A 26,516-nucleotide genomic window follows, 5' to 3' on the forward strand; every position below is an offset into this window, starting at 1 on the left:
CATCTCTTTATTTTATTACTACTTTCCTCACTATATCACCTATTTTAAAGATATAATATCCCTTCGGAAGATTTAAAGTCACTGATTTATCAACTGTATCAATACGCACTGAGGTGACCTTCACTCCAAGAATATTGTATACTTCCATCAAAGAACCAGGGGTAGCATTCTGAACGCGCACTGTAGTACCGGACACAGTCAATGTAAGAGAAGACTGCTCACTCTGAACAGTTTCCGCTTTACGCCCTTCCTGCGCCGTCATTGTGGAAAAAGGCAGGAGAGTCAGAGCAAAGAAAAAGTAGAAAAATAACCTTTTCATCTGGTATGTATCCGATTCTGTTTATTCAGTACAAATATACGTTGTTCCTCCCTATAAAACAAACTTTACGCCTGAAAGTTGTCACAGATTGATGCAAAGGTTCTCCTTAGCCAGGATAGTATTTGGAAAAACAGCAACGGCTTCTTCCAGCAAGATCTGTTCATTCTCATAACGTGCCGAAAAGTGCCCGATGACAAGTTGCTTTACTCCTGCATCCAGAGCGAGCCGGGCTGCCTGAGAAGCAGTAGTATGAAATGTCTCTTTGGCTCTGGGCAAATCAGTCTGAGCAAATGTAGCTTCATGAAACAGGAGATCAACACCGGCAATCTGACGGGCTATCTCTTTCCGATAGATAGTATCGGAACAATAGGCATATTTTCGAACGGGCTCAGAAGGGCGTGTGAGACGATCATTGGCTATCACTTCTCCTTCCGGAGTTACAAAATCAGCCCCGTTCTTAATGCGGTTTAGTTCGTAGACCGGTACCTGATAGAAATCAACCATCTCCCTGATGATGTGATTGGGACGAGGTTTCTCAGCAAACAGGAAACCGCAGCAAGGAATGCGGTGTTGTAAAGGAATTGTCGTAACAGTCATGGAGCGATCTTCATAGATCAACACAGGCTCTTTCGTATCAAATTCATGAAAAACAACCTGATAACTCATGTTCTTACAGAAAAAGGCCAGTAGCGGAGAAAACAATTCTTCCAACCCTTTAGGAGAATGAATATGGAGTTCTGCCGTACGTCCTAACAATCCGAAAGTAGAAATAAGCCCCATCAGGCCAAAACAATGATCGCCATGCAAATGAGAAATAAAGATGTGATTCAACCGGGAAAACTTCAACCGGGATTTACGAAGTTGCATCTGTGACCCTTCGCCACAATCTATCATAAAAAGTTTGTCACGCAGGTTCACTACCTGTGAAGTCGCAAAATGCCGTGTAGTAGGCAACGCAGAGCCACAGCCCAATATATGTAATTCAAATTTCTCCATAACAGAGACAAAGATAATGCAAACCGAGAGCAGAATAAAATGAACCTGTTCATTTTTTATGCCAGGATGCAGCTTATTTTCGTTTTGATGCAAAGATAAAAAGAAAAAGGGTATCAGTTCGCTGATACCCTTTCTAAAAATATTATAGAATTAATCGAATTAATTCTTACCTTCCAACTGTTCTTTCAAAGCAGCCAAAGCATCGATGTCACCCAGAGTTGTAGAAGCAGCCTGGTTCTGAATCATCGGAGCATCTTCTTTCTTTGCAGAAGTCTTCTTTGCATTAGAAGCAGCTTTCTTTTCAGCTCTTTCTTCTGCCTTAGCAACATCTTCAAAGATACGGCTGTGAGACAGAATGATTCTCTTAGCATCCTTGTTGAATTCGATTACCTTGAACTCAAGTTTCTCGTCCAACTGAGCCTGTGAACCATCTTCCTTAACAAGGTGTTTCGGAGTAGCGAAGCCTTCAACACCATAAGGCAGAGCAACTACAGCGCCCTTATCCAACATTTCGATGATTGTTCCTTCGTGTACTGAACCTACAGTAAATACTGTTTCGAATACATCCCAAGGATTTTCTTCGAGTTGTTTGTGACCAAGGCTCAAACGACGGTTTTCTTTGTCGATTTCCAATACCTGAACTTCGATATCAGCACCAATCTGAGTAAATTCTGATGGGTGTTTTACCTTCTTAGTCCAAGACAGGTCAGAGATGTGGATCAATCCGTCAACACCTTCTTCGATTTCTACAAATACACCGAAGTTAGTGAAGTTACGAACTTTTGCAGTATGCTTAGAACCTACAGGATACTTATCTTCGATAGTTTCCCATGGATCTTGTTTCAATTGTTTGATACCCAAAGACATTTTACGTTCTTCACGGTCCAGAGTCAATACAACAGCTTCTACTTCGTCGCCCACTTTCATGAAGTCCTGAGCAGAACGCAGGTGCTGTGACCATGACATTTCAGATACGTGGATCAGACCTTCAACACCGGCAGCAATTTCAATGAATGCACCGTAGTCAGCCATAACAACCACTTTACCCTTCACGTGGTCACCTACCTTCAAGTCAGGATCAAGTGCATCCCATGGGTGCGGAGTAAGTTGCTTCAGACCCAAAGCAATACGTTTCTTTTCGTCATCGAAGTCGAGGATAACAACGTTGAGCTTCTGATCGAGTTCAACCACCTCTTTCGGATCGCTTACGCGGCCCCATGAAAGGTCAGTGATGTGGATCAATCCGTCTACGCCACCCAGGTCGATGAATACACCATAAGAAGTGATGTTTTTAACGGTTCCTTCAAGAACTTGTCCTTTTTCGAGCTTACCGATAATTTCTTTCTTCTGTTGTTCCAGTTCAGCTTCGATAAGAGCTTTGTGAGATACAACCACGTTTTTGAATTCCTGGTTGATTTTAACAACTTTGAATTCCATTGTTTTTCCAACGAATACATCATAGTCGCGGATCGGTTTAACGTCGATCTGAGAACCCGGCAAGAATGCTTCGATACCGAATACGTCTACGATCATACCACCCTTAGTGCGGCACTTGATGTAACCCTTGATAATTTCTTCGTTTTCCAGAGCAGCATTAACGCGATCCCAAGAACGGGTAGCACGAGCTTTTCTGTGAGACAGAACCAACTGTCCTTTTTTGTCTTCCTGATTTTCGATGTATACTTCTACAGTATCACCAATTTTCAAGTCAGGGTTGTAACGGAATTCATTCAAAGGAATGATACCGTCTGATTTGTAACCGATGTTCACAACGACTTCACGCTTGTTCATTGCGATTACAGTTCCGTCAACAACCTCACGGTCGTTCACTTTGTTAAGCGTACTGTCATAAGCTTTTTCGAGTTCCTCTTGGCTGGCGCCAGCGAATGATTCGCCATTTTCATACGCATCCCAGTTGAAGTCTTCAACAGGAGCAATGTTCTTTAAGTTTTCCATTAATAATTAATTGTTTAGAGATACTTTAATTAAATAAGACATTATATTATTCTATAAATCGGGCGCAAAGATAAAACATTTTTCGTGACTAACCAAAGTTTGGTATAAAAAAAGCCGTCTCACGACGGCTAATATTCAGATATTTAAGTTATTCAGACATTCGTCTTACAATTTGCGCGGATTGCGTTTACCGTTCGATTGGATATTAACCGGACTGCCTTTATAGCCAATATCACCACTTCCGGATATATTGCATTTTAGTGTACCGGAAACATAACAGGAAATAGAACCGGAGCCATCTACACTTGCATCTACATCAACAGCTTTCAGATCTTTCGCATTCAGATCGCCGGAATTGCGTAATGATAATACAGCCCGTTGTGCCGTACCTGCTACCTTCAAATCACCGGAGCCTTGCAATTCAGCCTTTACGGTCTCTCCCTGTATCCCCACAAAATCCAGATCACCGGAGCCGGACAGGTTGACTGTTACATCCCCAGCTACATTGGTACCTTTCACCTTCAGGTCTCCTGATCCATGAAGAATTACCGTAGTAGACTTAGCCGTCAGGTTATATACATCCAGATCACCGGAGCCGGATAAATTCAAATCTACATTCCCTGCATTGATACTGTTTTTGACAGAAATGTCACCGGAACCTTGCAGAGTTGCCGAAAAAGCATTCGTACAAACGATTTCCCCGGTATTGATATCTCCGGAACCTTTCAGAGTAAGGGATAGACGATCTGATTTCACTTTATTATTTAAGACTACATCTCCTGATCCTTGCAATAACACATCTTTCAACATGGGGCTGGAAGCCATTATTTTTAATCTTCCCTCTTTACCAAACTCAATATTTGTACCTTTCTTGAAAGAGACAAACAGTGTGCCATCAGATACTGTACACTCTACCAGGTTGAGAATATTATCCGACCCGTAAATCTCTAAAGTTGATTTATTATCAGTAGACTGCGTATAAATAACTGTCGGACTTCCCTGAAGGTTTATCTTGTCGAAACTTCCGATTTTGATATTTTTTGTTTTATACGTTCCGTTTGCTTTTACACGGTTAATCTGGGAACAAGCTGTTGTTGTAGTCAGCAAGAATGAAAACAAAGTAATCATTCCAATAAATCCTCTCATATTCATATTTTTTTCATTTAAGTAGTTTGTAATATCTATAAGACGCAAACAGTATGCGAAAGGTTGCATGGCAGACCATGTTTTTATGATAAAAACTTTTCAGTGTGTCTCAAAGTGTATCCATAGGTTGAGAAAGTTTTCTCAACGCTTTGAGAAACTTGTTTCAATACGTTGAGAATATTTTCTCAACAGGTTGAGAGTATTTGTTTCAATAGGATGAGAAAATATTCTCAATATAAAGAAACAAAGTGTTTTCATATGAAAATAAAACATCTTCCACCATTTAAACAGCTGATAAGTAGCAACATTCAAACAATGGAAGATGAGAGAGAAACTTATTTAAGAGAGAGTTATTCTATCAACAATTTTAATATCGACGGACGACTACCACCTTCTGTCAGCACGTAAGCAATATACATTCCGGCAGCTAAATGTCGCACATCAGCATCATAAGATTTCCTTCCGGGAGCAATATTCAATACCGGTTTTCCATCAAGAGAATACATGGTTAAATTCTTGATTGCATTCTCACTTTCCAGATGAAGCACACCTTGCCGGTACGACATAGTTACCTCTGACAATGAAGCAGAAGGAGTACAGATACCTGTCCCTGTATATGAAACCGTTACCGATTCAGAGTCCGGCGTATCGCCAAAAGAGCCTTCAGCGCGAACCGTATATACGTTTTCTCCTGAAAGCGGAGCGGTATCTGTAAAAGTAGAAGTTGTGGCAGTGCCAATCTTCTCTCCGTTTCTATAAATCGCATAGCCGGTTATGATAGAATGCTCTACCTGCGGATAAACAGCAACATCGTCTACATGCCACCAGTAAGACAGCCCCATCTGATTGGTATCATATGCATGAAAAGCAATTTTCATATCATCAGACATATAAGGAGATAAGTCAATATCAACCCGGGTATATTTATTCACAACGGAACAATCTGTTTTCAAATCCCATATTTTCTCCCAGGTTATACCCCCATCCGAACTCACTTCTACATAATAAAAATTAGCGGGATTATTCTTCTGAGGAGCTGTAGACTTAGAATAGAATGTCAGCGACTTACCTTTAGAGAAAGAAGGAGATATCAGATATTCATCCTGATGGATATCCTCCCAGGCATCCAACAGACGCATTGAATAATTTCCGGTATAGGGCTCTGCATATTTTTCAGACTTTTTCCATACCCATCCCCGGTCACCTTCATTCTTTATTGCCCACTTAGCCAGACTCTGCGAATCTTCAAAATCTTCCACCAGAGCCGGAGTACCTTCGTGTGGAGCTACCCATGACAAAACAATGGCATTTCCTTCCACTTTGGCGGTCAAAGCAGAGGGGGACTGTATGAGATTGGAACGCTGTGAAACATTTACTGAAGCGGTAATAGAAACATCCTCCACTCCTTGTAAATGAAAGGCAGCAGTGCGCAGCTGTGCATTTTCATTCGCAGATTTAGCCTGCAAAATGAGAGTCGACTTACCCGCTTCACCCTGAAGAGGGGTAACAGTCAGCCAATCGGGTATATCTACAGCCTTCCAGGCAACATCTGCCTCAACGTTCACTTCAACAGTACTCTCAGCAGCACCACCCAAAGCTACATCCGGTTTCGGGATATAAATCTGAGGCATCAGCTCCAGCAAATCAAAAGAGATCGTCTCGCCACAGGAAGATATATTCGCCAACGCGAATTTAGCCTCTTTCCCATCACTATAGAAAGGCTTAAAATCAGCAGTTCCCCCCAAAGAAGTGCGTCCGCTTTCAGCACTGAAAGCTGCTTTGTTTATGTCACCATCAAGTTTGGTTGTTCCTCCCGGACGGAAAAGGTATTGTTCGTCCAGACGAGTGGTTCCATTATAGTTCAGATTTCCACCTGTCACATTAGGGTTAATACGATAAACCAGCAAACCGGAGGAAGGCAGACCAATATCAAAAGTCCCGGCTTTTTTCCGATACTCTACAATAAAATATTCATCGGAACCGGTAGGCTTTATTTTATAGGCAATATTCTCTTTACTACTGCCTCCCACAGGATTCAACGTATATGTACCCGGAGTGGATATTTCGGGAATTTCGTCAATCCATTTGCAGTAACGGTATTTGGTATATGTACTCATCTGCTGGGGAGTCTTCAGGTTGTCGGACATCAGATCCCACACCCCTACCGGATTCAGGTCGTCATTCACATGATAAAGGTCATAGGTACCTAATGTGTGAGACATTTCATGACAAAGCACACCTGTATTCAAAGGTACAGGACTCAAAGAACTCCACCCGTTGGCATCATTAAATACCATCAGATAACCTACTATCTTTTTGCCTTTTACATAAATAGCCTTCTCGTCGGGCAATGCCAAGTCCGAACGGTGTGGCCAAAGTAAATGCCTGGCACCCAATTCGGAATTCCCACTTACGATAATACAGATATTATCAAGCAATCCATCATTATTAGCATCGATTACTATATCATCAGGTAGATTCTCAGAGAGATAAGCAGCCAGTTCTTTTATCAGAGCCTGTTCGCGTGCAGCTTTCTCGGTTTCATTGCTATATCCTTGTTCATTGATACTACCTTTCTCTCGATAATATCCACGTTCATTTTTTGCTCTATAAGAAAGAATTTGCGCACCATTCGCTTTCGGGAAGAAAGCACTTTTCCAGAAAAGCTGGTCGTAGGAGGCTTCACGAAAATAGTTATATACCGAATTTACTCTTGCAGCATCAGCATTAAACATCGCTTCATAGTAACTGATGGGCTTGTCAAATTGCTCATTGTTCTCTTCATCGGCAAAACTCAGAAAACAAACCAGATTGCTCAACTCACCCTTATTCTTTTCGGCAGCCGACAATAGGATCGGAAAGAATAAAACAACGAACCAAAGAATAATATATCTCTTCATCGTTTTACATTAATTATAGTAAATAAAAGAGGGAAGCAGTCGCTATCTCATCAAAAGGATGAAAATAAGCAAACGCTTCCCCATAGAATTATCAGCGGATGACGATCTTCTTAGTACGTTCGGTAGTACCCATTTTTGCCTTTACTACATAGATACCTTTTTCCAAAGGAGACAGATTCATCTCGTTTGTGGTAGCGGATGCAGCCAATGTGCCGGCAGTAGTGTAAATCTGTATATCGGCAACCTCACCTAAAGACAACACAGTACCATCAAATGCTATTTCAGCATTAGCAGATTGATTGTAGATACCGGTCGGTTTGGTAGAAGTAAGTACTTTCATACCATGGATGTAAAGAGGGGCTTTCGTTAATGATTCGAATCGTGCATACATAGGAGCATCCGATTTTAACTTGAAATGAGGTTCATCCCCATTATCTAAAGTCTCAATCTGACTCCACTCTTTTTGACCACTTCTGAACAAAGGGGCTATCACACTTGCAAACTTTGCTGAAACAATCGCATAATCTTTAAAAGCTTTGCTCTCATCTGGAGTTCCCAGCATACGTACACAGGTTGTTGCATCACTTGAAAGAAACAAGTTAAAGGAAACACACGATGGCATACGCACTACAAATCCACCACCATTAGTAGTCATAGATGCAGAGGCACTTGCAGTAATGATGGCACCTGTCTTAGCATTCTCTCCTCCTACCTCTTTGTCCGAACCAACTCCTACCAACGTCGGGTCAGCAGTAGTATCCTCATAATCTCCAAAGTCCGCACAGATTAACTGGATAATCTTCCCATCCGGATCTATCTTTCCATCCTCATTATTTGCCTGACCGATGTACTTATCTATCTTCTCTTGTGTGTCAAACCAAATCCAACCATTTGCATCAACATCAGCAGGATCAAACAAATTATACTCTTGCGCATTTGCAAATAATATTGCTCCAAAAGCCATTAATAATGTCGTAATTTTCCTTCTCATACAATTTTCTTTTTAGTTAATAATGTTATTGATTTGTATTAAACTTCATACCACTCAGGATTTTGCTCAATGCCATGATAACGTACTTCGTCCCATGGTATCGGCAAGTAATACTGCATCTGACGGAACTCACGTACACGCTTAGGATATTTGTTCATATTTGAAATCTGATAAACAGGGTCTTTTCCTTCTTCTTTTACTATCTTCATAGCCTTTAACGGATTGGTAGCACCACTCATCTTTTCGACAGCAACTCCCCAACGAAGCAAATCCCAATAAGTCGTTTCTTCAAAAGCCATTTCTACACGACGTTCATTCACCAGTTGATCCCAGGTAAGACTCGGCAATTCATCCATATGAACACGACGGCGAATCTGATTTACTTTATCTAATGCATCATCCACCCGATTCTGTAAAAAATCTATTTCGGCATAATCCAATAACACTTCTGCATAACGCCAGATGATGTAGTTCTGCTTACTCGCATAAGACTCATCATTATCGATCTTCTGAGTTTCATCTACAAACTTTCCTAAATAATAACCGGTTTTTGTTACAGCAGCCGTTTCAGAAGTTCCATACGGTGTCAAATCTTCACCCGCCACTTCCTTGCCATTTACCTTATTATAATGAATCTCCATCACGCGTCCCCGGAAACTACAACCATCATACAACACATTTGCATAAAAACGATAATCCCGATTATCATACGGATGTTTGGCATCATACGCTTTGCCATCACGCATACCATATTCATCTACATGGTTCTGGGTAGGCGAATAAGCAGCCACCGTTCCTCCATAATAAGGTGAAACCGATTCCCGGTCGAGCTTATGTCCGAATCCATTCGAGAAATCACCATCGTTAGAGTGCTGTACTTCCCAAATTGATTCCTGACTATTCTTTGTTAAAAAGATCTGTCGATACTGCTCCTTTATCTGATCTTGTGTTGATCCGGTAATCTGTATCAACGAATAAGGCAACTTCATCAGTTCATCATACGCCTTGGCTGCCGCTGTCAACATAGCATCCGAACGATCATCCGGAAATCCGAGGTATGACTTCTCCTGATTCTGATATATTTTGCTGGCTGCCCAAAAATAAGTTTTAGCCTTTAACATCAAAGCAGCTCCTCTGGTAGCACGTCCGATATCCCTGGGACTCAACTCTTCAGACAATAAAGAAGCTGCCAAATCAGCCTCTTCGGCAATAAAGTTTACCATCTCTTCGTAAGAGGCACGAGGAAACTTTGTACCATCATGCAACGGATCATAATTGTTTTTCAACAACAAAACGCCTCCAAACTGCCGAAGTAACATGTAATAGTAATAAGCACGAAAGAAATGAGCTTCACCCAACACACGTTTTTTATGATCGCCATTGCGAATCTTATCCTGATTCTCAAATAAAAGATTAATAGACTGAATACGGGTATAATAATTAGTCCAGTTTATAAGTCCTCTACGTGTTACTTCGGCCGGAATACTTTTCAGGATATCCCCATACGCTGTATTATACCAATCTGATTTACTAACCGTTATCTGATCACCATACCAAGGCAGATAATCACGGGATGCTCCTTTCAAAAGGGTAGTAGCCGGCATATAGACAGAAAAGCCATTACTCATATTACGATACCATGGTAACACATATTCATCAAGTAACAACTGACTTCCCCAGATAGATTCCTGAGACAACTTATCATTAGGAATATCACGAAATATACCGTCACATCCGGAAAAACTGAACATCCCTCCCAAGAATAAAAAAGATATTATATATTTTCTCAACTGCATACTCTTTCTGTTTTTATTTTTGAAATATTCTATTTAAAAACCTAAACTCAATGTCATACCATAAGAACGCTGTATCGGATATCCACGTAAAGATTCCGGATCCATGTCTTTTAATGTTGACCACGTAAACAGGTTACTTCCCTGAAGAGAGATACTGGCTGAAGAAAGTTTCATTTTCTTCAATGTTTCTCCCGAAAAAGAATATCCTAACGACAGAGATTTCAAACGAATAAAATCACAGTCTTTCACCCAAAAAGTTGATTCCTGACGATTATTATCGTTTTTATTAGCAATCTTGACTCGAGGATAAGTTGCATTCGGATTATCTTTAGACCAAGTATCAGTGAGGTGATATTGCTGAAAACGCTGTAAACTACCAGTTTCCAAAGTATACAATTCTGTGATTTTTTGCTGATACCCAGATACTCCCTGGAACATAGCGTTCACAAAAAAACCTTTATATTTAATACCTAAACGTAAACTCATTGTCATCTCCGGATTAGAAGAGTTCTTTACCGCAATCCTGTCCAGATCCGAAAGTAAACCATCATCATTCTGATCTTTGTATTTAATATCACCGGGTGCAAGTGTCGCATTCCCCTGCCCATCCTGATCTAAATTATGATTATCAATTTCTTCTTGTGATTGAAAGAGTCCATCGGCTTCATACATCCACCAAACCATACTACTTTTACCTACACGGCGACGACTAGGGTCTATAGAAGACTCGTCTCCATAATCCAATACCCTGTCTCGCGTTTGCGCCAGCGTAAGAGTTAAATCATATTTCACCTTTTGAATAGAATTACGGTGAGACAACGTCAAATCCCATCCCCATGCCTTTATCTCACCGAAATTCATATTGGGCGGATTACTATCAACTCCTGTTGAGGGCGGATATAAATAAGAAGGAGCAATAGTGATCATATTGGTACTATAGCGCCAATAGTATTCAAAAGACAATCCGAAACGATTTCCCCAGAAACCAAGATCAGTAGCTAAGTTATAAGTACGTGACTGCCCCCATTTCAATTCAGGATTTGGGAAATTACTGGTATCCATAACAATACCCGGTTTCAAGGCACCTCCAATATTATATCCCTGACGTGCTACGTACATATATTTCATAAGATAAGAATAATCATCTATAGCACCATCATCTCCCAATATACCGACTGATCCTCTAAATTTTACGTTTGAAAGTATGGGTTGATCCCAATTTTTAAAAAAACTTTCATTGGAAAGTACCCAGGAAGCAGAAGCGGTAGGGAAAAATCCCCATCGATTGTCCGGATGGAATTTAGTAGAGCCGTCCACACGAAAACTTCCCTCAATAAAATAACGGTTACTGTAACCATAAGTAGCGCGCCCTATTAACGAAGCTCGCTGGGTATAAATTTCAGTCCCTGCCAAATCAGAAGAAAGGGAAGTCCCTATTATTTCCGGATAAATACCTGCCATTTCTTTATTTTTCCCTTTAAGATATCGATTCTTATAATCCTGATAATTAACGACTAACATTCCAGATACATCATGTTTTCCTACAAAAGTACGGTTATAATTAACCCCAAACTCTAACAGCTTATTATCAACAAAGCGGTCTATCTCCTCTAATGTTATCTTGGCTTCGGGATAGGTAGTCTTATAATCTTCTTCTATATTACCGGTTTCTTTTTTGTAGGTGTAAAGAGTTACTGGAGTATTAAATGTTTTTTGAACAGAATTATTATTGTCAAAAGTAGCACGAATATAGGCAGAAAGTCCTTTTACCCAAGGCATATCATAATTTAAAGTAGCCGTTATGGTGTTCATATTCATCTTATTCCGAATATATCCGCCCAAACCTTCAACAGCAATTAAAGGATTACTACTTTCAACACTGGCAAGGTCTCCATTCGTAAATCGCAAAACCTGTAACGGAGAAAAATTATAAGCAGCATCAATGGTAGAGTAGCTTGTATTCTTATTTTCCGAACGAGTTCCGGTCATATCCAATGATAAAACAAGCCCCTTTAACAAAGTTGCATCTAGCTTCATCGAATAGTTGAAACGGTCACGCCCTACCCCACTATACAATCCTTTTGTATTGGTATATCCACCGGACATGTAATACTTCACAAAACTATTTCCACCAGTAACAGATACACTATGAATAGTAGAATAACCAAATTTATCAAGATAATCTATCAGATTTTCATCACCATATATATTGGGATTAGAATGTGTACGGATCATTTCCAATTCTTCATCTGTATAAAGTCGTTTTTGGGCAGAAGGTGTATTCTCTACTGCACGATTATACAATTTGGCATATTCATACGCATTCAAAAATTCCGGCAAACGAGTTGCCTGCTGCAAATTAAACTGCCCTCTGTAATTCACAGATATTTTCTGATTACCGGCAGCACGTTTTGTCTGAACCAGAATAACTCCATTGGCAGCACGGGCTCCATAAACTGCAGCGGCAGCACCATCCTTCAGTACAGAAATACTCTCAATATCATCCGGATTCAAATCAGAAAGACGCATTTCGCCTTCAGAAGAATTTGTTCCGAAACGAGGGACACCGTCAATAACCAGCAGAGGTGCACCATTTATTCCACGAATGTGTATATTCGATTCTTTTGCAGTACTTGGATCGCCACTGGTAGCCATTACCTGCAGACCGGCTACCTGTCCGCTCAAAGCCTCATCTATATTAATAGTAGGCATCTGCAATAATTCATCACTACGCACTACTTCTACCGAACTGGTCAAAGAAGATTTCTTCTGTGTTCCATATCCTATGACTACAATTTCATCCAGTTGCTGTGCATCATCCTTCAGCACTATTTTTAAATTGTTCTCTCCCGGTTTCAATCGAATCTCCTGAGATTGATAACCAATAAACGAAACAATCAGAATCGTTTCTTTACCGGGCACTAACAAAGTAAAATTACCATCCAGGTCAGTAATCGTTCCGCTATCGGCTCCTTTTATTTTAATATTTGCACCAACAATCGTTTCACCGGATGTATCAAAAACTTTTCCGTTCAATGAATAGCTTTTTGCATTTTGCCCCCAAACACTATAAGAAAGGCAACACAAAAAAATAAATAGATAGAAGATTCTATTCATATAATTTATTTATTAGTTATTTTTCAAGGTACGTTCAATCAGTAATAACTGATAATCATAAAAATCACGAGTGTCTCCGGTAGAGGCAGCTCTACGGCTTTTGTATAACTGAGCAATCTTATTCAGTCGTCCGGTCATCACTGCTGCCAGTTGCTCTTTGGATAGTGTAGGCAGACCAAAGTTTATTCGTGTGAATGAACTGTCATGACCATGTACGTGACTACATGGTAAAGCTGGTTCGCAAGTTTGCCGTAACACTTCTTCATAGTCAGCTAAGGCAGTAGATGCCTTTTTTTCAGTGGCCTTACCTAAACCGGTATAGTTAATCATCAAAGCAACAGCAGCCGACTGAATATTCATATCCGCCTGTGATAGCTTTACCCCCTGATAAGTAGGCTTGAACATTTCAGAGAAAGCATCATCCAGATAAGCATTTAAAGTATAATTAATTTTAGGATTCATTTGCCCTCCCTCGTTGATGCGATATAACGCAGCCGAGTTTAGTAAAGCTCCCACAACGGAAGACTGCAGTTTGTCATTCACGTTCATGTTTACATCCAGTTTCACAATCAATTCTTTAGGAGTCAGCCAATCATTATAGGTACGTGCCTGATTTAAGAGCCACAACATCGCTTTCTTCTGCATAGCCTTATCGATATAATTTTTGGCCGATGCATCTTCACCCTGCCGAACTTCCTGAAAACGGATACCACCAATATAAGGCATCACATGACGTAAATGTCGTGTATATTGCCGTACAACTTCAATATACATATTTTCAACATCGTCATAACGCGCTCCCTCATCAAAAGTCCATGTTTCCAGATTCTTCATTATAATCTTCAGGTTATGGATAGCCATATCTCCGGCTTTCAAATGATCATTTCCCAAATCCTCAGACTGATCGGTCGGGTCAACCACTCCAAATACCTGCTGTGCTCCGAACTCATACATGGGATCGGCTTTCTTTTCTTCAATCCAGGCATCCAATGTCTTTTTCTCTTTCTCCGGTGTATCGGCCCCCTGAATCAACCGATATCCCCAATTGATGGCATGAATATCATATACTCCCAAAATTGGTGGAGTCAATTTTACTCCCTTCTCCAAATCTCCGGGTTGGGCTATGTAATTGTTTCTGGCGTAGTCCATAATACTTGGAGTAGTTCCGTATTTCTGTGTAAACTCCGGACTACGTAACGAATCTACAGGAAAAGAATAACTGGCTCCCATATTGTGCATCAATCCAAGCGTATGCCCTATCTCATGTGCAGCAGCATAACGTATGGCTTCCTGCATCACTTCATCATCAAACACAGCTTTACGTACACGACTATCAACTGCGGCCGTTTGCACAAAACGCCAGTTGTGCAATAAAGAAATCACATTATGGTACCAGATTACATCTGCTGTAAGTATCTCTCCCGTACGCGGATCAATATAACTGGGTCCCATCGCATTAGCAATAGAAGTCGCTGCATATTTCACACAACTGTAGCGCATATCATCCGGATCAAAATTCGGATCATTGCTGGGATAATCCAATGCCTTCACTACATTTTTAAAACCAGCCGTTTGAAATGCCATATTCCAGTCTTCAATACCTTGTTTCACCACTGTACGCCATTTTTCCGGAAAAGCAGTGTCTACATAGAATACAATAGGTTTCATAGGTTCTACCAGTTCTCCCTTAAAGTATTTCTCCAAATCTTCTTTTTTGGGTTCCAATCTCCAACGATGAATAAAGGTCTGAGGCACAATTTTATCTTTAGAAGAGGTGTATAGACTCTTATCCGAACTAAAATACCCTACCCTATTATCCTGCAGACGCATAGACATCAATGTGTCAGGCAAAACGAATAACGAGCGATGCACTGTAACCGAATAAGGCTGATTCAAAGGAGTAGTAGTAAATGACAGCAAACTCTTTATTTCAATATTATTCGGGAAAGTTTTTACACTCAAAATATTGGAAGCATCTGATGCAAAAGTTCCCTTCAGGGAGTTTCCACCACCAAATAGTTTTGCTAAAGGACTCTCCTGTTTAATCGGACTGATACATTTCTCATTCCCCCCGAAGAAGGAAGTAACATCTATGACAACATTATCCATGTTGCGGGCAACAATCTTAAATCCTTTTAATACCGGATCAGCAAAATTTTTATCAAAAGCAGGCAGAATCGGATCATTCCGGTCTACAATATTACTGCTTTGTACTAAATGCATATAGACCTTCTGATCATCCTTACTAAAACGGATCATCAATGGAGTAGTCGCCATTTGCCCGGCTACATAATCTTGCGTATTACTGGTCTCAGCAATACGATTCGCCAATAAGTAAGTATGTGAAAAAGCCGAATCAGGTATTTCAAAATACAAATTATTCTCTTTTTTACTCAAAAAAGTAGTAAATAACCCCTTTCTGGATACAGCATCCTTAGTTACTTTTTTATAATCTGCATTAACAGAATCCTTCTTTACTTCGATTGGATTAATGACTTTTTTCTTATTCTTTTTTACTACTGTAGCACAAGAAATCCCGCTAACAAAAAGAAGTAAAAACGACAGTCCTATTATCTTTTTCATACAATATATATATTATTTTCTCTAATTTTCAAAAACCATAGTAATTTCATACACTATTTTCTAACAAAAACAATACTTTTTTCGGTAATTTGGTTTCTTTTTCATAGTTTTGCAAAACTAATCAAATAATAATTATTATGAGAAGAAAATTACTATTTTTATTATTCTTTTGCATCGCAACAATTGCGAAAGCAGAAAATGAACCGGTAATCACGCTCAATGTAGAGGTAAACGAAGCAGAGATCACACTTGGCTTTGAAGTCAGTACTCCAAATACTAAACTTTCTATTGATTGGGGAGATGGAGTATTGGTAGAAACAGAGATAATACAAACTCCTGATCCATACCTCAATGCAACAGATGTAGTCGTAACTCCTAAAGGAGAAGGATTAATCAAAATCTATGGCGAGAACATTGTATATTTTAGTTGTGCACCAAATGCAAAGGAAGCAAAAGTGACCGCTTTGGATGTTACAAAAGCAGTACATCTAACAGAGTTGTATGCAAACACTAATAAATTAACAAGTCTTGATGTAAGTAAAAACACAAAACTACAAATATTATATTGTGGTGGTAATCCGATAACAACACTTGATTTGACTAATAACATATCATTGATTTATTTAAACGCCAATGATATGGGAATCAACAAATTGGATGTTTCTAAATGTCCAGAGTTAGACTATCTTTCTTTTAATAATAACAAATTAGAAGCATTGGATATATCTAAAAATACAAAACTAAAAAAATTATACTGTCTAAACAATCAAATAAAAAGCATTGATTTCTCTAAAAACACTATTTTAGATTTTGTAAATGTGAACAACAATCAACTTACCAGTATAGATGTCACTGCATGCCCAGCATTAACCACTTTATTTTGTATGGGTAACCAAATCAAAGAAATCAAAGTTGGAAACATCGAAAAAACATTAAACTGCAGCAAAAACAAACTAACTCTCAATACGTTGCCCAAAAGAAGTGATTCTGGCTACACCTATGCTCCTCAAGAAGCATTAACCATTGCAGAAAGTATCTCCACAAACCAAGAATTGGACTTGTCTGCACAGGATAATATCAAAGGGGTTACTGAAACAACTCAAAAAACTACTTACACTTGGAAAACAGCCGATGGCACAACAACTTTGGTAGCAGATACGGATTATACTGAAAATAACGGAAAATTCACATTCCTCACTTCACAAAACCAACCCGTATATTGTGAGATGACAAGTGATGCATTCCCGAAATTTACAGGAGCCAATGTATTCAAAACTACGCCTATCAGCATCCAAAAGCCCACAGGTGTCCAGGATAACATTTCGGACAATATCATCATTGTGCCAAACAAGGACGGAGTGACTATTGAAGGTCTGAAAATAACTGATAGTATCTTAATTTATACGATCAATGGTAAAAAAGTAATTGATACAAAAGCAAGCAACAATACAATGACGTTCAATCTTGCTGAAGATAATTACATTGTACGCATCAATAATAAAGTTTATAAAACAATCGTTTTATAAGCATTGTCACTTTATGACATATAAATCTCCTCTTAGCGACTTTTCTAAGAGGAGATTTTTTATATTATCTGTTGAATAGCTCAAACGTAAACTTACATCCAACTTCGGTATATTTCCAGTTTTCACTACTAACAAATACCCCCACATCAAAAATGTGTGTACCAATACCGTAACCTATTTCAAGATAAGGATTAAGATGCGGAACAAATAATGTATTCACATACAAACGTTCATTCTGAACATAACGGGTATATTTCATCAAATGACGCAAAAACAGAAAAGGAGCTTCATAAGTAAAATGAGCACGGACATACTTCCGGGAAGAGTTATACCAACGACCATCCAATAATTGAAAGACTCCACCAATATCATCATTCCACCCTATAGGCAGGTTACTTCGCGCTAAATTGGCAAAATCTACAAAATAAAGTTGTTCCTGATTGGTGAATGCTCCAAATCCAAAACGATAATAAATATTGCGCATCAAACCCAGCTGGACATGATGCTGAAGATCAAACTCAACTCGTTCATACTGTCCTGTACTGTTAAATATGCCCTTTATACCACGTTCATAATCCACAGAAAATGTAGGATAAGCAGAGCGCAGATTTATCTTCCGTTTCCCATTCATATAGTAATAAAGACAAGGAGTCCACTCTACCCGGACGCGGGGTGCAAAACTGATATAAGTATCCTTGAATTTATCCAAGAAATCGGATGCAAGAGGTAACGATGAATTTAGCACAACGAACCTTGATTTTTCAACTGCTGTTCTTCTATGGGCAGAAAAGCCAACACTCAGCTCCAAGCCATTAACCACTTCAATACTATGACGAAAATTGAAATATAAGTCTTTAAAATAATCCAGATGTATCTGATCGAAATCAAAAGTACTGTCGGGCATCGCCTTCAACTCATCAAGTACGTCACTACTATAAATTCGGTTACCATTACCAAAGTTCACATGAATAGCTCCACGCTTCTGCGGCCAATAATCAAAATCGGCATTGGCCGACCAATAAAACTCTTTACGAGTAAAATTATAACCAATCCGAGGGACAATACGCAACAATTTATCACCGGAAAACAACCTGTTATATTTAAAATCCTGCCTCCATGAAAAGCCATTACTTCCACTGTAGCTCAACAGCAACGGATTAATAATCGGGGAACACTTGACGCTGCCGATACGGGATAAATCTACATTAAGATCAGACAATAAAAAGTCACCAATTTCTCCCCAAAATACACGACGTTTAGAAGGAGGTTTCAGCGCAGTAGTATCTTTTCTGAATGCATAATCTTCGTATAACCTCTTCTCGTCATCCATAAGCTCTATCGGACGTAAGGATGCGAAATAAGCACTATCCAAATGCAAGGAATTCGTATCGCATCTCAATGTATACGATTCTGTAAGATTGAACTTCTTCTTTTCTTTACGGTATTTGCTCTTCTCCTTTAGTTCAATAGAGCTATAGTCTAACGAAGCCAGGTAACTACCGTCCACCACATTACCAACAAAATTGAATCTCACCTTAAATTCATAACGAACCGGCAAAAATTCATTATCATCACCTACCTCCCCCATCTTAATAAGATTCTCAAAAGTCAACAGCTCGGACCGACCGGAAAAACGGATTTCGCGTACACTCCATACATCTGAACTGACAATCATATATCCGCCAACAAGCTGATCACTTTTAGTCTTGGGAATAAAACGTATTTTATAGTGCAGGTTATCCTGCCCTCCCATAATAGTATCTATCTGATAGCGATAATATTTCTTTCCATTTTTGGCAAGTGGTGAAAGCAAACGGTCATAAAGCAATGTAGCAGAGTAAACATTCACATGAAAATATTCGAGCATCGTTGCCTGAAAGCCACCGCTAAAAACCGTGCCATAACCCGCTTTTACTTTCTGGTCATAAATATCAGGAGCAGTGAAATGCAAGTCGCTATATGACTCCATTAAATATTCACGTACGCCCTTTTGCATACGGAACATCTTTGGAAGATAACGAAACATAAAGTTCTTCTTCCGGATATTCAGTTTACCTTTAATATATAAGTCGGCCCGATAATCGTTGACAATCTTCTCATAAAAAGGAGCAAAAGTCATCACATTATACAAGATAGAATCCACAGAGATAGCTTCATGCGTATATGGATTCAAAACAGAGCTAGCTCTTCCTTTGGGTGCTAAAAGGAATAAAATAAAAAATAAAAGCCATATTAACTTATAATGTCTCAAACAGAATCCTTTCCATTAGTATGGAACAAATATAAAAAAAAACAATGAAAAGGAGAGATTTGAGAACAGATTAACATAGATTAAAAAAAGAGTGTTAGTAATATATTAGTTAATCTGCTCATTATCATCTTTAAACAAAACATCTTTCAACTTTTGATAAAGGAAAGACAGTACCAATAAGATAACACCAAGCATGATGAATACCACAATCTTTCCCACTGTAGGCATTGCCCATAAATCGACAAGTACTAACTTCACCAATACAATACCTAATGTAAAAAGACTAATGATACGCAACACCTTTTGATGCAGACGCATACCCAATGACATCTGAACGAACCCTGCAATGCCCAAGGCAATAGATAAACCTGCATTAAATTCGTCCGGTAAACCCAAGTGAGAGAGGAAAAGCCGAACAATAGCCAGCCAGAATAAAGTTGATAACACACTAAAATAAACCGTAAAGCGGACTGTAATACTATGATGAATAGTATACAACCAACACACATAACAAAGATTGACAATTATAACAACCGTAGTTATCCAGGAAAGTAAAACAGGCAACACACCTATTGAATTACCATGATCTTCCCACGTATGAATCATATACAGGATTACACTTATCCCTATTCCTATCACATAAAGCAAACCATACTCTTTAACCGGAAAGCGCTTTCTAAAACCATAGCACAAAGCCAATATACAGAAAGAAGTAAATAAATGCATCACCCTATAAGATAGTACCGAAGCCAAGTGCTGATAAAACTCTATCATAAAAGTATAGTACAGTATGACAACAGAAACAACCAGCATTATTGCATTCCAGGGAGTATAATTCAAATAACGGGCTTTCTCAAAAGAATCGCGATAACGCCCTATCAATAAAGCATACACCCCTACTGCCAATCCGGTAAACAGACTGGTAGCAAACATACTATTCATAAAAATGATACTTGTCACAAAGGAATGATCTGTAACCTGATGCTCAACATCCATCATATAAGAAATCAAAGTCAATCCGATCAACACCAGAGAAGCAGATTCGTATACCCGGATTCGGGATTTGATATAGAGCCATAATAAAAGAACCATTTCGGAAGCCCAAAACAAAGTTATATAATTTCCGTCCAACTGAACTGGAATTGTAATAGAAACAAAAGTCAATACCAATCCCAGCATTGTATAAATAAGAAGTTTATAATCCCGCTTACTTTTTCTTAACCAGATAACTAAAACCAAGTTTACGAAAGCAATAAATAAGGTGAAAAGCCCTGTAGCTTTAAAAGGCAGATTCATGGAATTCAGGAATAACACTCCAAAGAAAAGAAAAATAAAATTATTTGTTACAATAATTGGAAGTAAACATTTATTAGGTTTCTTTCCTTCAGCCTTAAGTATGGTCAATACCGGTAACAAAAAAATAAAATAAAACAAAGTGGCAAAAACAAACAGATGTTGTGCAATTACAACCGAATCAATCTTCGGTACGTTATAGAATACACAACTGTTTAGTACGTAAATCAGGAAAATAAGATAAGTAGCTACAAATGAAATAACAGGAAGCTCTGCCCACTTTTTATACAATGATAATCCGAACATTCCCAAATTGAGGACGGACAGATAAGTAAACAGAACAATATAACTTCCCTCTCCGCTACTCACCAGAAAAGGAGCAATAAAACCACCGACAAGCGAAATAACAGCCAATTCGCGACGATCATATAAAATGGCCAATATAGACATCATCAGTGTGACAAAAACAAGAATAATAAACGCTACCGTTTGTGAAAACAAATTATAGTAATGAAAGGCAATGGCAACCGTCAGATAGAACACAGCAAAAGCGCCACCCGCCAACAAAGAACTGAATGTACGATACTTTTCACACAAGCGTTCTGCAACAAACAACAAAACAGCACCGGCTACAAATCCCAGTATAGTACGCATCGTCTCATTTATCCAATCTTTATCAATAGCATATTTTACAAACAGACCAACCCCTACCACTAAAACAAGAATACCAATCTTTCCAAAAAGATTCTCGCCAATGAACTTTTCATAATTAATCTTCGCCTTCTCCCTTTTAATAAATACAGGAGCCGGTTTCTCTGTTTCTTTTTCCGGTTTCTCTGTTTCAGCAAACTGCACATCAACAACAGAAGCCTCTTCTGAAATCCAGGAAACAGGTTCAGGATTGTTTTCAGTTCCGTTTTCGGGTAAGTGCACTTCAGAAGCAGACTGTATTTTATCTTTTACCGGAGTTGATAATGATAATTCTTCCTCTGTATTTTCCATGAGCACAGGAGGAACTTTAGTTTCACTAACAGAAGAGGTCTCTTTTTTCTTCTCTAACAAAAGGTCCAACCTCCTTTTCACTGCATTAATCTCGGAGTTTAATTTTGCAAACCTATCGCTTTGCATGTACAATATCACAACGAGTAAAACAATTATAGCAAATAAACTCAATTCCATAATCGGTTTTATTTTGATTGACATCAGGTTATAGAAGCAAAGATAAAGATAAATATGAGAAAAACAACCATTTACGAATGAATAACGTTTACTAAAAGAAAAAGAGAAGATTTTTATCATTCATTACTTTTGTAACATCTTATAAACTTCCAATTCATTTCTCGTAGAGTCTTGAGTCGATTCTCGTAGAGAAATAAGGTATTCCTCGTATACTCTATTAAAACCAAATGTTTCCGCAGAATATTGCTTTAATAAATGTTAACTACGAAAGATATGTCCTTTCTTCACTATGTTTTCTTTTTCATTACAATTAATGACTGACTCTACTTTCGTAACTATACCAATTGTTATATCTTATGGATGTTTCACTTATTTCTCGGTGATAAATGCCCCGTTTCTCGTAGAGAATCGAAGCGTTTGTCGTAGAGAAACGAGTCGATTCTCTACGAGAAAATAATCTCTCATATAATGTATTAATTATCAATGCATTATAAAACCGTCTACTTGTTTTGAATATTTACTACCTAAACGGTCCATTTGTTCCTTTTTCAGCATTTATGTGTATCTGAAATCACAACACATCTCGGGTCTCTTTGTATATAATCCCTGTCATAGGTCTGTTGCTTGTGAATCAGACTGTAAATCAGCCGCAATAACTTATTGGCAATGTTATTCATCGCTACGAAAAAGTGCTTCTTTTCCACTTTATGCTTTTTTAGGAAGTATAATCTTATTTCTTTATTATGCTCCTTTGCCGAACGTGCACATAAGAAAAGCAGTGTTTTCAATTGTTTGTCACCCATTGGCGATATTTTATGTCCGCATTTCATCTTTCCCGATTCTTTTGGATAAGGAGCGATACCTGCGTAAGCAGCACATTTTTTAGCCGTGTCTAATTTTCTAAAATTCTCTGTCTTTATTATCAGCTCACAACTGGTCACAGGTCCTACACCGACAATGGAGGTAAGAATCTGATAATTCCTGCTGAATTCGGAAGAGTTTTGTATGAGGGCTTCTATCTCATGGTCAAGCCCGGATATTTGGGTATTTAACTCCGCAAGGACAGCTCTCCGTGCATGGACGGCCGCCAGGGAAACAGAAGATTTACAATTATCACCTATGTTTAAAGTGTCCGGGCGCTTACGAGATTCCACCAGCAGAGAGCGTGTACGATACAATTCCTGAAGTTCAGACATCTCTTCCCCAGCATAGAAACAAGGTCTGAGAAGGTCATAAAAACGTTCGGCATATTCACGGATACGACAGGCATCCAGAGGATCGGATTTACCACGCTGAAGCCCCAGACTATGCTTTATCTGATAACCCGGAACAAAACACAGGCATATCCGGTTTAAAGTACACAGACGAAGCAGTAGGTCGCCATAAACGCCTGTATGTTCCGCACAAAGAACGGCAGCGGAAGGCAAGGAGAGAAGAAACTTGCTGATCCCATGAACCGTGTTCTTTACACCGGATAAATGACGGACACTGCCCGATTCACTCAAAAAACTAACCTCAAAGCTTGACATTCCCAAATCAATTCCATAAATTTGTACCATAACATTTTTATTTAGTGAAGGGCTCCGATATTGAACGGCTACTACCATGATAATGGGATCCAACTCCCGAAATACTCTCTGGCTTAGGTTCAATAAATATGTCGTGCTTAATACGAGGAATAATCTAAAAGATTAATAGAGGAAGTAAGCTAACGCGACATATGGAGGCTTTCTTGTTTACGAGACAATATTAAGAAATTTATTCTTATTAACGTTCATAAAGAACTATGTTTTCCATGGCAAAGATAATGGTAGAGGATCGACCCGTTTCTCGTAGACAAAAAAACATACAATTTAACAAACTGATATACAACCAGTTACAAAACGCACACATTGTATTACTTTTTCATTTTCTAAAACTCTATTTTTCATTTATCTTCTACCCATTTTATATTTATAATTTATTACAAACACTATATTCTATTAATAAGAAAGTTATAGAATAATGAATCAATTTAAAAAGATACAATGCGCGGTAACATATAGATATATAAAAAACAGTCTCTTCAGACAGGGGTATCTTCTGAAAAAATAGCAGTATTTCCAAAATTACCCCCTAAAAAATAGGGGTACTTTCAGAAAAAACATATAATTTTGCACCCAACAACTGATAAAAGAGACACTATTATGTCAAAAATGAGATTTCTAGCTTTACAGGAACTTTCCAGCAGATGTCCTTTGGAAATTACTCCTCCTTCCAACAAATTGTCCGATTATTATGGCTCCCACGTATTCGACCGTAAGAAGATGCAGGAATATCTTCCTAAAGAAGCCTACAAAGCTGTAATGGATGCCATTGAAAAAGGTACTCCCATCAATCGCGAAATGGCTGACCTTATCGCTAATGGTATGAAAAGTTGGGCAAAATCACTGAATGTGACTCACTACACCCATTGGTTTCAGCCACTGACTGATGGTACAGCCGAAAAACATGACGGCTTCATCGAATTCAGTGAAGATGGCGGAGTCATAGAACGTTTTTCCGGCAAGTTGCTTATTCAGCAAGAACCTGATGCCTCTTCTTTTCCTAACGGAGGAATACGTAATACATTTGAGGCGCGCGGATATACAGCCTGGGACGTTTCTTCTCCAGCTTTTGTAGTAGATACTACTCTCTGTATTCCCACTATTTTCATCTCATATACAGGTGAAGCATTGGATTATAAGACTCCACTGCTCAAAGCACTCGCAGCAGTAGATAAAGCCGCAACAGAAGTTTGCCAGCTATTCGACAAAAATATAACCCGTGTATTTACTAACCTGGGTTGGGAACAGGAATATTTCCTTGTTGACTCCTCTTTATATAATGCCCGTCCCGACTTATGCCTGACAGGACGGACTTTAATGGGACATTCATCGGCTAAAGACCAGCAATTGGAAGATCATTATTTTGGTTCTATCCCCCCCCGTGTTACCGCTTTCATGAAAGAGTTGGAGATAGAATGCCATAAACTGGGCATACCTGCAAAAACCCGGCACAACGAGGTTGCCCCTAACCAGTTTGAGCTTGCTCCCATCTTTGAGAATGCCAACCTGGCCAATGACCACAATCAATTGGTCATGGACCTGATGAAGCGCATTGCCCGTAAACATCACTTTGCAGTATTGCTACATGAGAAACCGTACAGCGGTGTCAATGGTTCGGGCAAACATAACAACTGGTCACTCTGCACAGATACCGGTATCAATCTTTTTGCTCCGGGCAAGAATCCGAAAGGCAATATGCTTTTCCTTACCTTCCTGGTCAACGTATTAATGATGGTTTACAAAAATCAGGACTTGCTGCGTGCCTCTATTATGAGTGCCGGTAACAGTCACCGATTGGGAGCTAATGAAGCCCCACCTGCCATATTATCCATCTTCTTAGGCAGACAACTCTCCTCTACATTAGACGAAATCGTGCGCCAGGTGGGGAGTAGCAAAATGACACCGGAAGAAAAAACAACGCTTAAACTCGGTATCGGACGCATCCCCGAAATTTTACTGGATACTACTGACAGAAACCGCACATCTCCATTTGCTTTCACCGGAAACCGCTTTGAGTTCCGTGCTGCCGGATCATCTTCCAACTGTGCTGCTGCCATGATTGCTATCAATGCAGCTATGGCTAACCAGCTTAACGAATTTCGTGCTTCTGTTGAAAAGTTAATGGAAGAAGGTATCGGTAAAGACGAAGCAATTTTCCGCCTGCTAAAAGAAACAATCATTGCTTCGGAACCCATCCGTTTTGAAGGTGACGGTTATTCGGAAGAATGGAAACAAGAAGCCGCCCGCCGCGGATTAACCAATATCTGCCACGTTCCGGAAGCATTGATGCACTACGTAGACAATCAATCTAAATCCGTATTGATAGGCGAACGCATTTTTAACGAAACAGAACTTGCCTGCCGTCTTGAAGTGGAATTAGAAAAATACACGATGAAAGTACAAATAGAAAGTCGTGTATTAGGAGATCTCGCAATAAACCATATTGTACCTATCGCCGTAAGTTACCAGAATCGTTTGTTAGAAAACTTACTGGGTATGAAAGAAATATTCTCTCCCGAAGAGTACGAAGTAATGAGTGCCGACCGGAAAGAACTGATCAAAGAAATTTCCCGCCGGGTTACTGCAATCAAAGTTTTGGTTAAAGATATGACTGAAGCCCGTAAAGTGGCCAATCACAAAGAAAACTTTCAGGAGAAGGCTTTCGCTTATGAAGAAACCGTACGCCCCTATCTGGAAAGTATCCGTGATCACATCGACCATCTGGAAATGGAAATTGATGACGAAATATGGCCATTACCTAAATACCGGGAATTGCTGTTCACGAAATAAATAATAATGTGTTAATTCGCCAATATGCTAATAAACTGCACTATCATACTAAAGAGCAATTGGCATATTGGCAAATTGACATATTAT

14 protein-coding genes are annotated in these 26,516 nt (G+C 39.1%); 2 read left to right on the forward strand and 12 right to left on the reverse strand.

What is annotated here, in order from left to right; genetic code table 11:
• Window positions 1–7: 7 nt before the first annotated feature.
• The 9 genes from VCM39_RS16690 to VCM39_RS16730 form a co-directional block, all read right to left on the reverse strand.
• Window positions 8–319 (reverse strand): T9SS type A sorting domain-containing protein, encoded by a 312-nt coding sequence (locus VCM39_RS16690; protein WP_195570293.1) that lies wholly within the window; start codon window positions 317–319, stop codon window positions 8–10.
• Window positions 320–400: 81 nt separating this feature from the next.
• Entirely contained in the window at window positions 401–1,315 is a 915-nt protein-coding gene (locus tag VCM39_RS16695) for a ribonuclease Z (protein ID WP_322934130.1), read from the reverse strand.
• A gap of 159 nt (window positions 1,316–1,474) precedes the next feature.
• A complete protein-coding gene (gene rpsA, locus VCM39_RS16700) occupies window positions 1,475–3,271 on the reverse strand; it encodes a 30S ribosomal protein S1 (protein ID WP_221651344.1) in 1,797 nt (598 codons plus the stop codon).
• Window positions 3,272–3,436: 165 nt separating this feature from the next.
• Complete coding sequence (locus VCM39_RS16705) at window positions 3,437–4,417, reverse strand: head GIN domain-containing protein (protein WP_322934129.1); 981 nt, start codon at window positions 4,415–4,417, stop codon at window positions 3,437–3,439.
• A gap of 350 nt (window positions 4,418–4,767) precedes the next feature.
• A complete protein-coding gene (locus tag VCM39_RS16710) occupies window positions 4,768–7,317 on the reverse strand; it encodes a M6 family metalloprotease domain-containing protein (RefSeq protein WP_322934128.1) in 2,550 nt (849 codons plus the stop codon).
• Window positions 7,318–7,408: 91 nt separating this feature from the next.
• A complete protein-coding gene (locus tag VCM39_RS16715; RefSeq protein WP_322934127.1) occupies window positions 7,409–8,308 on the reverse strand; it encodes a T9SS type A sorting domain-containing protein in 900 nt (299 codons plus the stop codon).
• Between the two features lie 38 nt (window positions 8,309–8,346).
• Window positions 8,347–10,104 carry a RagB/SusD family nutrient uptake outer membrane protein gene (locus VCM39_RS16720; protein ID WP_289293971.1) on the reverse strand — a complete coding sequence of 586 codons (1,758 nt, stop codon included), beginning with the start codon at window positions 10,102–10,104 and terminating at the stop codon, window positions 8,347–8,349.
• Between the two features lie 33 nt (window positions 10,105–10,137).
• Window positions 10,138–13,221, reverse strand: coding sequence for a SusC/RagA family TonB-linked outer membrane protein (locus VCM39_RS16725; protein WP_289293969.1), 3,084 nt, complete (start codon window positions 13,219–13,221; stop codon window positions 10,138–10,140).
• A gap of 12 nt (window positions 13,222–13,233) precedes the next feature.
• Window positions 13,234–15,804 carry a zinc-dependent metalloprotease gene (locus VCM39_RS16730; RefSeq protein WP_322934126.1) on the reverse strand — a complete coding sequence of 857 codons (2,571 nt, stop codon included), beginning with the start codon at window positions 15,802–15,804 and terminating at the stop codon, window positions 13,234–13,236.
• A 137-nt stretch (window positions 15,805–15,941) separates the two neighbouring features.
• Here VCM39_RS16730 and VCM39_RS16735 point away from each other — a divergent pair, with 137 nt between their 5' ends.
• Window positions 15,942–17,330: a hypothetical protein gene (locus VCM39_RS16735; RefSeq protein ID WP_322934125.1), complete on the forward strand. Its 1,389-nt coding sequence runs from the start codon at window positions 15,942–15,944 to the stop codon at window positions 17,328–17,330.
• Window positions 17,331–17,394: 64 nt separating this feature from the next.
• On the opposite strand, the gene VCM39_RS16740 is transcribed toward VCM39_RS16735, so the two are convergent.
• From VCM39_RS16740 to VCM39_RS16750, 3 genes are all read right to left on the reverse strand, one after another.
• Window positions 17,395–19,581 (reverse strand): DUF5686 family protein, encoded by a 2,187-nt coding sequence (locus VCM39_RS16740; RefSeq protein WP_407934717.1) that lies wholly within the window; start codon window positions 19,579–19,581, stop codon window positions 17,395–17,397.
• A gap of 105 nt (window positions 19,582–19,686) precedes the next feature.
• Window positions 19,687–22,053 (reverse strand): DUF2339 domain-containing protein, encoded by a 2,367-nt coding sequence (locus VCM39_RS16745; RefSeq protein ID WP_323674048.1) that lies wholly within the window; start codon window positions 22,051–22,053, stop codon window positions 19,687–19,689.
• Window positions 22,054–22,601: 548 nt separating this feature from the next.
• Window positions 22,602–23,612 carry an IS110 family transposase gene (locus tag VCM39_RS16750; RefSeq protein ID WP_413544811.1) on the reverse strand — a complete coding sequence of 337 codons (1,011 nt, stop codon included), beginning with the start codon at window positions 23,610–23,612 and terminating at the stop codon, window positions 22,602–22,604.
• A 627-nt stretch (window positions 23,613–24,239) separates the two neighbouring features.
• Between VCM39_RS16750 and VCM39_RS16755 the strand changes: the two genes are divergently transcribed.
• Window positions 24,240–26,429 carry a glutamine synthetase III gene (locus VCM39_RS16755; RefSeq protein ID WP_289293866.1) on the forward strand — a complete coding sequence of 730 codons (2,190 nt, stop codon included), beginning with the start codon at window positions 24,240–24,242 and terminating at the stop codon, window positions 26,427–26,429.
• Window positions 26,430–26,516: the final 87 nt, after the last annotated feature.

Origin of the sequence: Bacteroides mucinivorans (assembly GCF_034654355.2) — a bacterium.
Lineage (GTDB): Bacteria > Bacteroidota > Bacteroidia > Bacteroidales > Bacteroidaceae > Bacteroides > Bacteroides nordii.

Bases quoted from the DNA above. Each gene is read 5' to 3' on its own strand.
- VCM39_RS16720 (WP_289293971.1), bottom strand. From the start codon at position 10,104: ATGCAGTTGAGAAAATATATAATATCTTTTTTATTCTTGGGAGGGATG.
- VCM39_RS16725 (WP_289293969.1), bottom strand. From the start codon at position 13,221: ATGAATAGAATCTTCTATCTATTTATTTTTTTGTGTTGCCTTTCTTAT.
- VCM39_RS16755 (WP_289293866.1), top strand. From the start codon at position 24,240: ATGTCAAAAATGAGATTTCTAGCTTTACAGGAACTTTCCAGCAGATGT.
- VCM39_RS16705 (WP_322934129.1), bottom strand. From the start codon at position 4,417: ATGAGAGGATTTATTGGAATGATTACTTTGTTTTCATTCTTGCTGACT.
- VCM39_RS16710 (WP_322934128.1), bottom strand. From the start codon at position 7,317: ATGAAGAGATATATTATTCTTTGGTTCGTTGTTTTATTCTTTCCGATC.
- VCM39_RS16730 (WP_322934126.1), bottom strand. From the start codon at position 15,804: ATGAAAAAGATAATAGGACTGTCGTTTTTACTTCTTTTTGTTAGCGGG.
- VCM39_RS16735 (WP_322934125.1), top strand. From the start codon at position 15,942: ATGAGAAGAAAATTACTATTTTTATTATTCTTTTGCATCGCAACAATT.
- VCM39_RS16715 (WP_322934127.1), bottom strand. From the start codon at position 8,308: ATGAGAAGGAAAATTACGACATTATTAATGGCTTTTGGAGCAATATTA.
- VCM39_RS16745 (WP_323674048.1), bottom strand. From the start codon at position 22,053: ATGGAATTGAGTTTATTTGCTATAATTGTTTTACTCGTTGTGATATTG.
- VCM39_RS16695 (WP_322934130.1), bottom strand. From the start codon at position 1,315: ATGGAGAAATTTGAATTACATATATTGGGCTGTGGCTCTGCGTTGCCT.
- VCM39_RS16690 (WP_195570293.1), bottom strand. From the start codon at position 319: ATGAAAAGGTTATTTTTCTACTTTTTCTTTGCTCTGACTCTCCTGCCT.
- VCM39_RS16750 (WP_413544811.1), bottom strand. From the start codon at position 23,612: ATGGTACAAATTTATGGAATTGATTTGGGAATGTCAAGCTTTGAGGTT.
- rpsA (WP_221651344.1), bottom strand. From the start codon at position 3,271: ATGGAAAACTTAAAGAACATTGCTCCTGTTGAAGACTTCAACTGGGAT.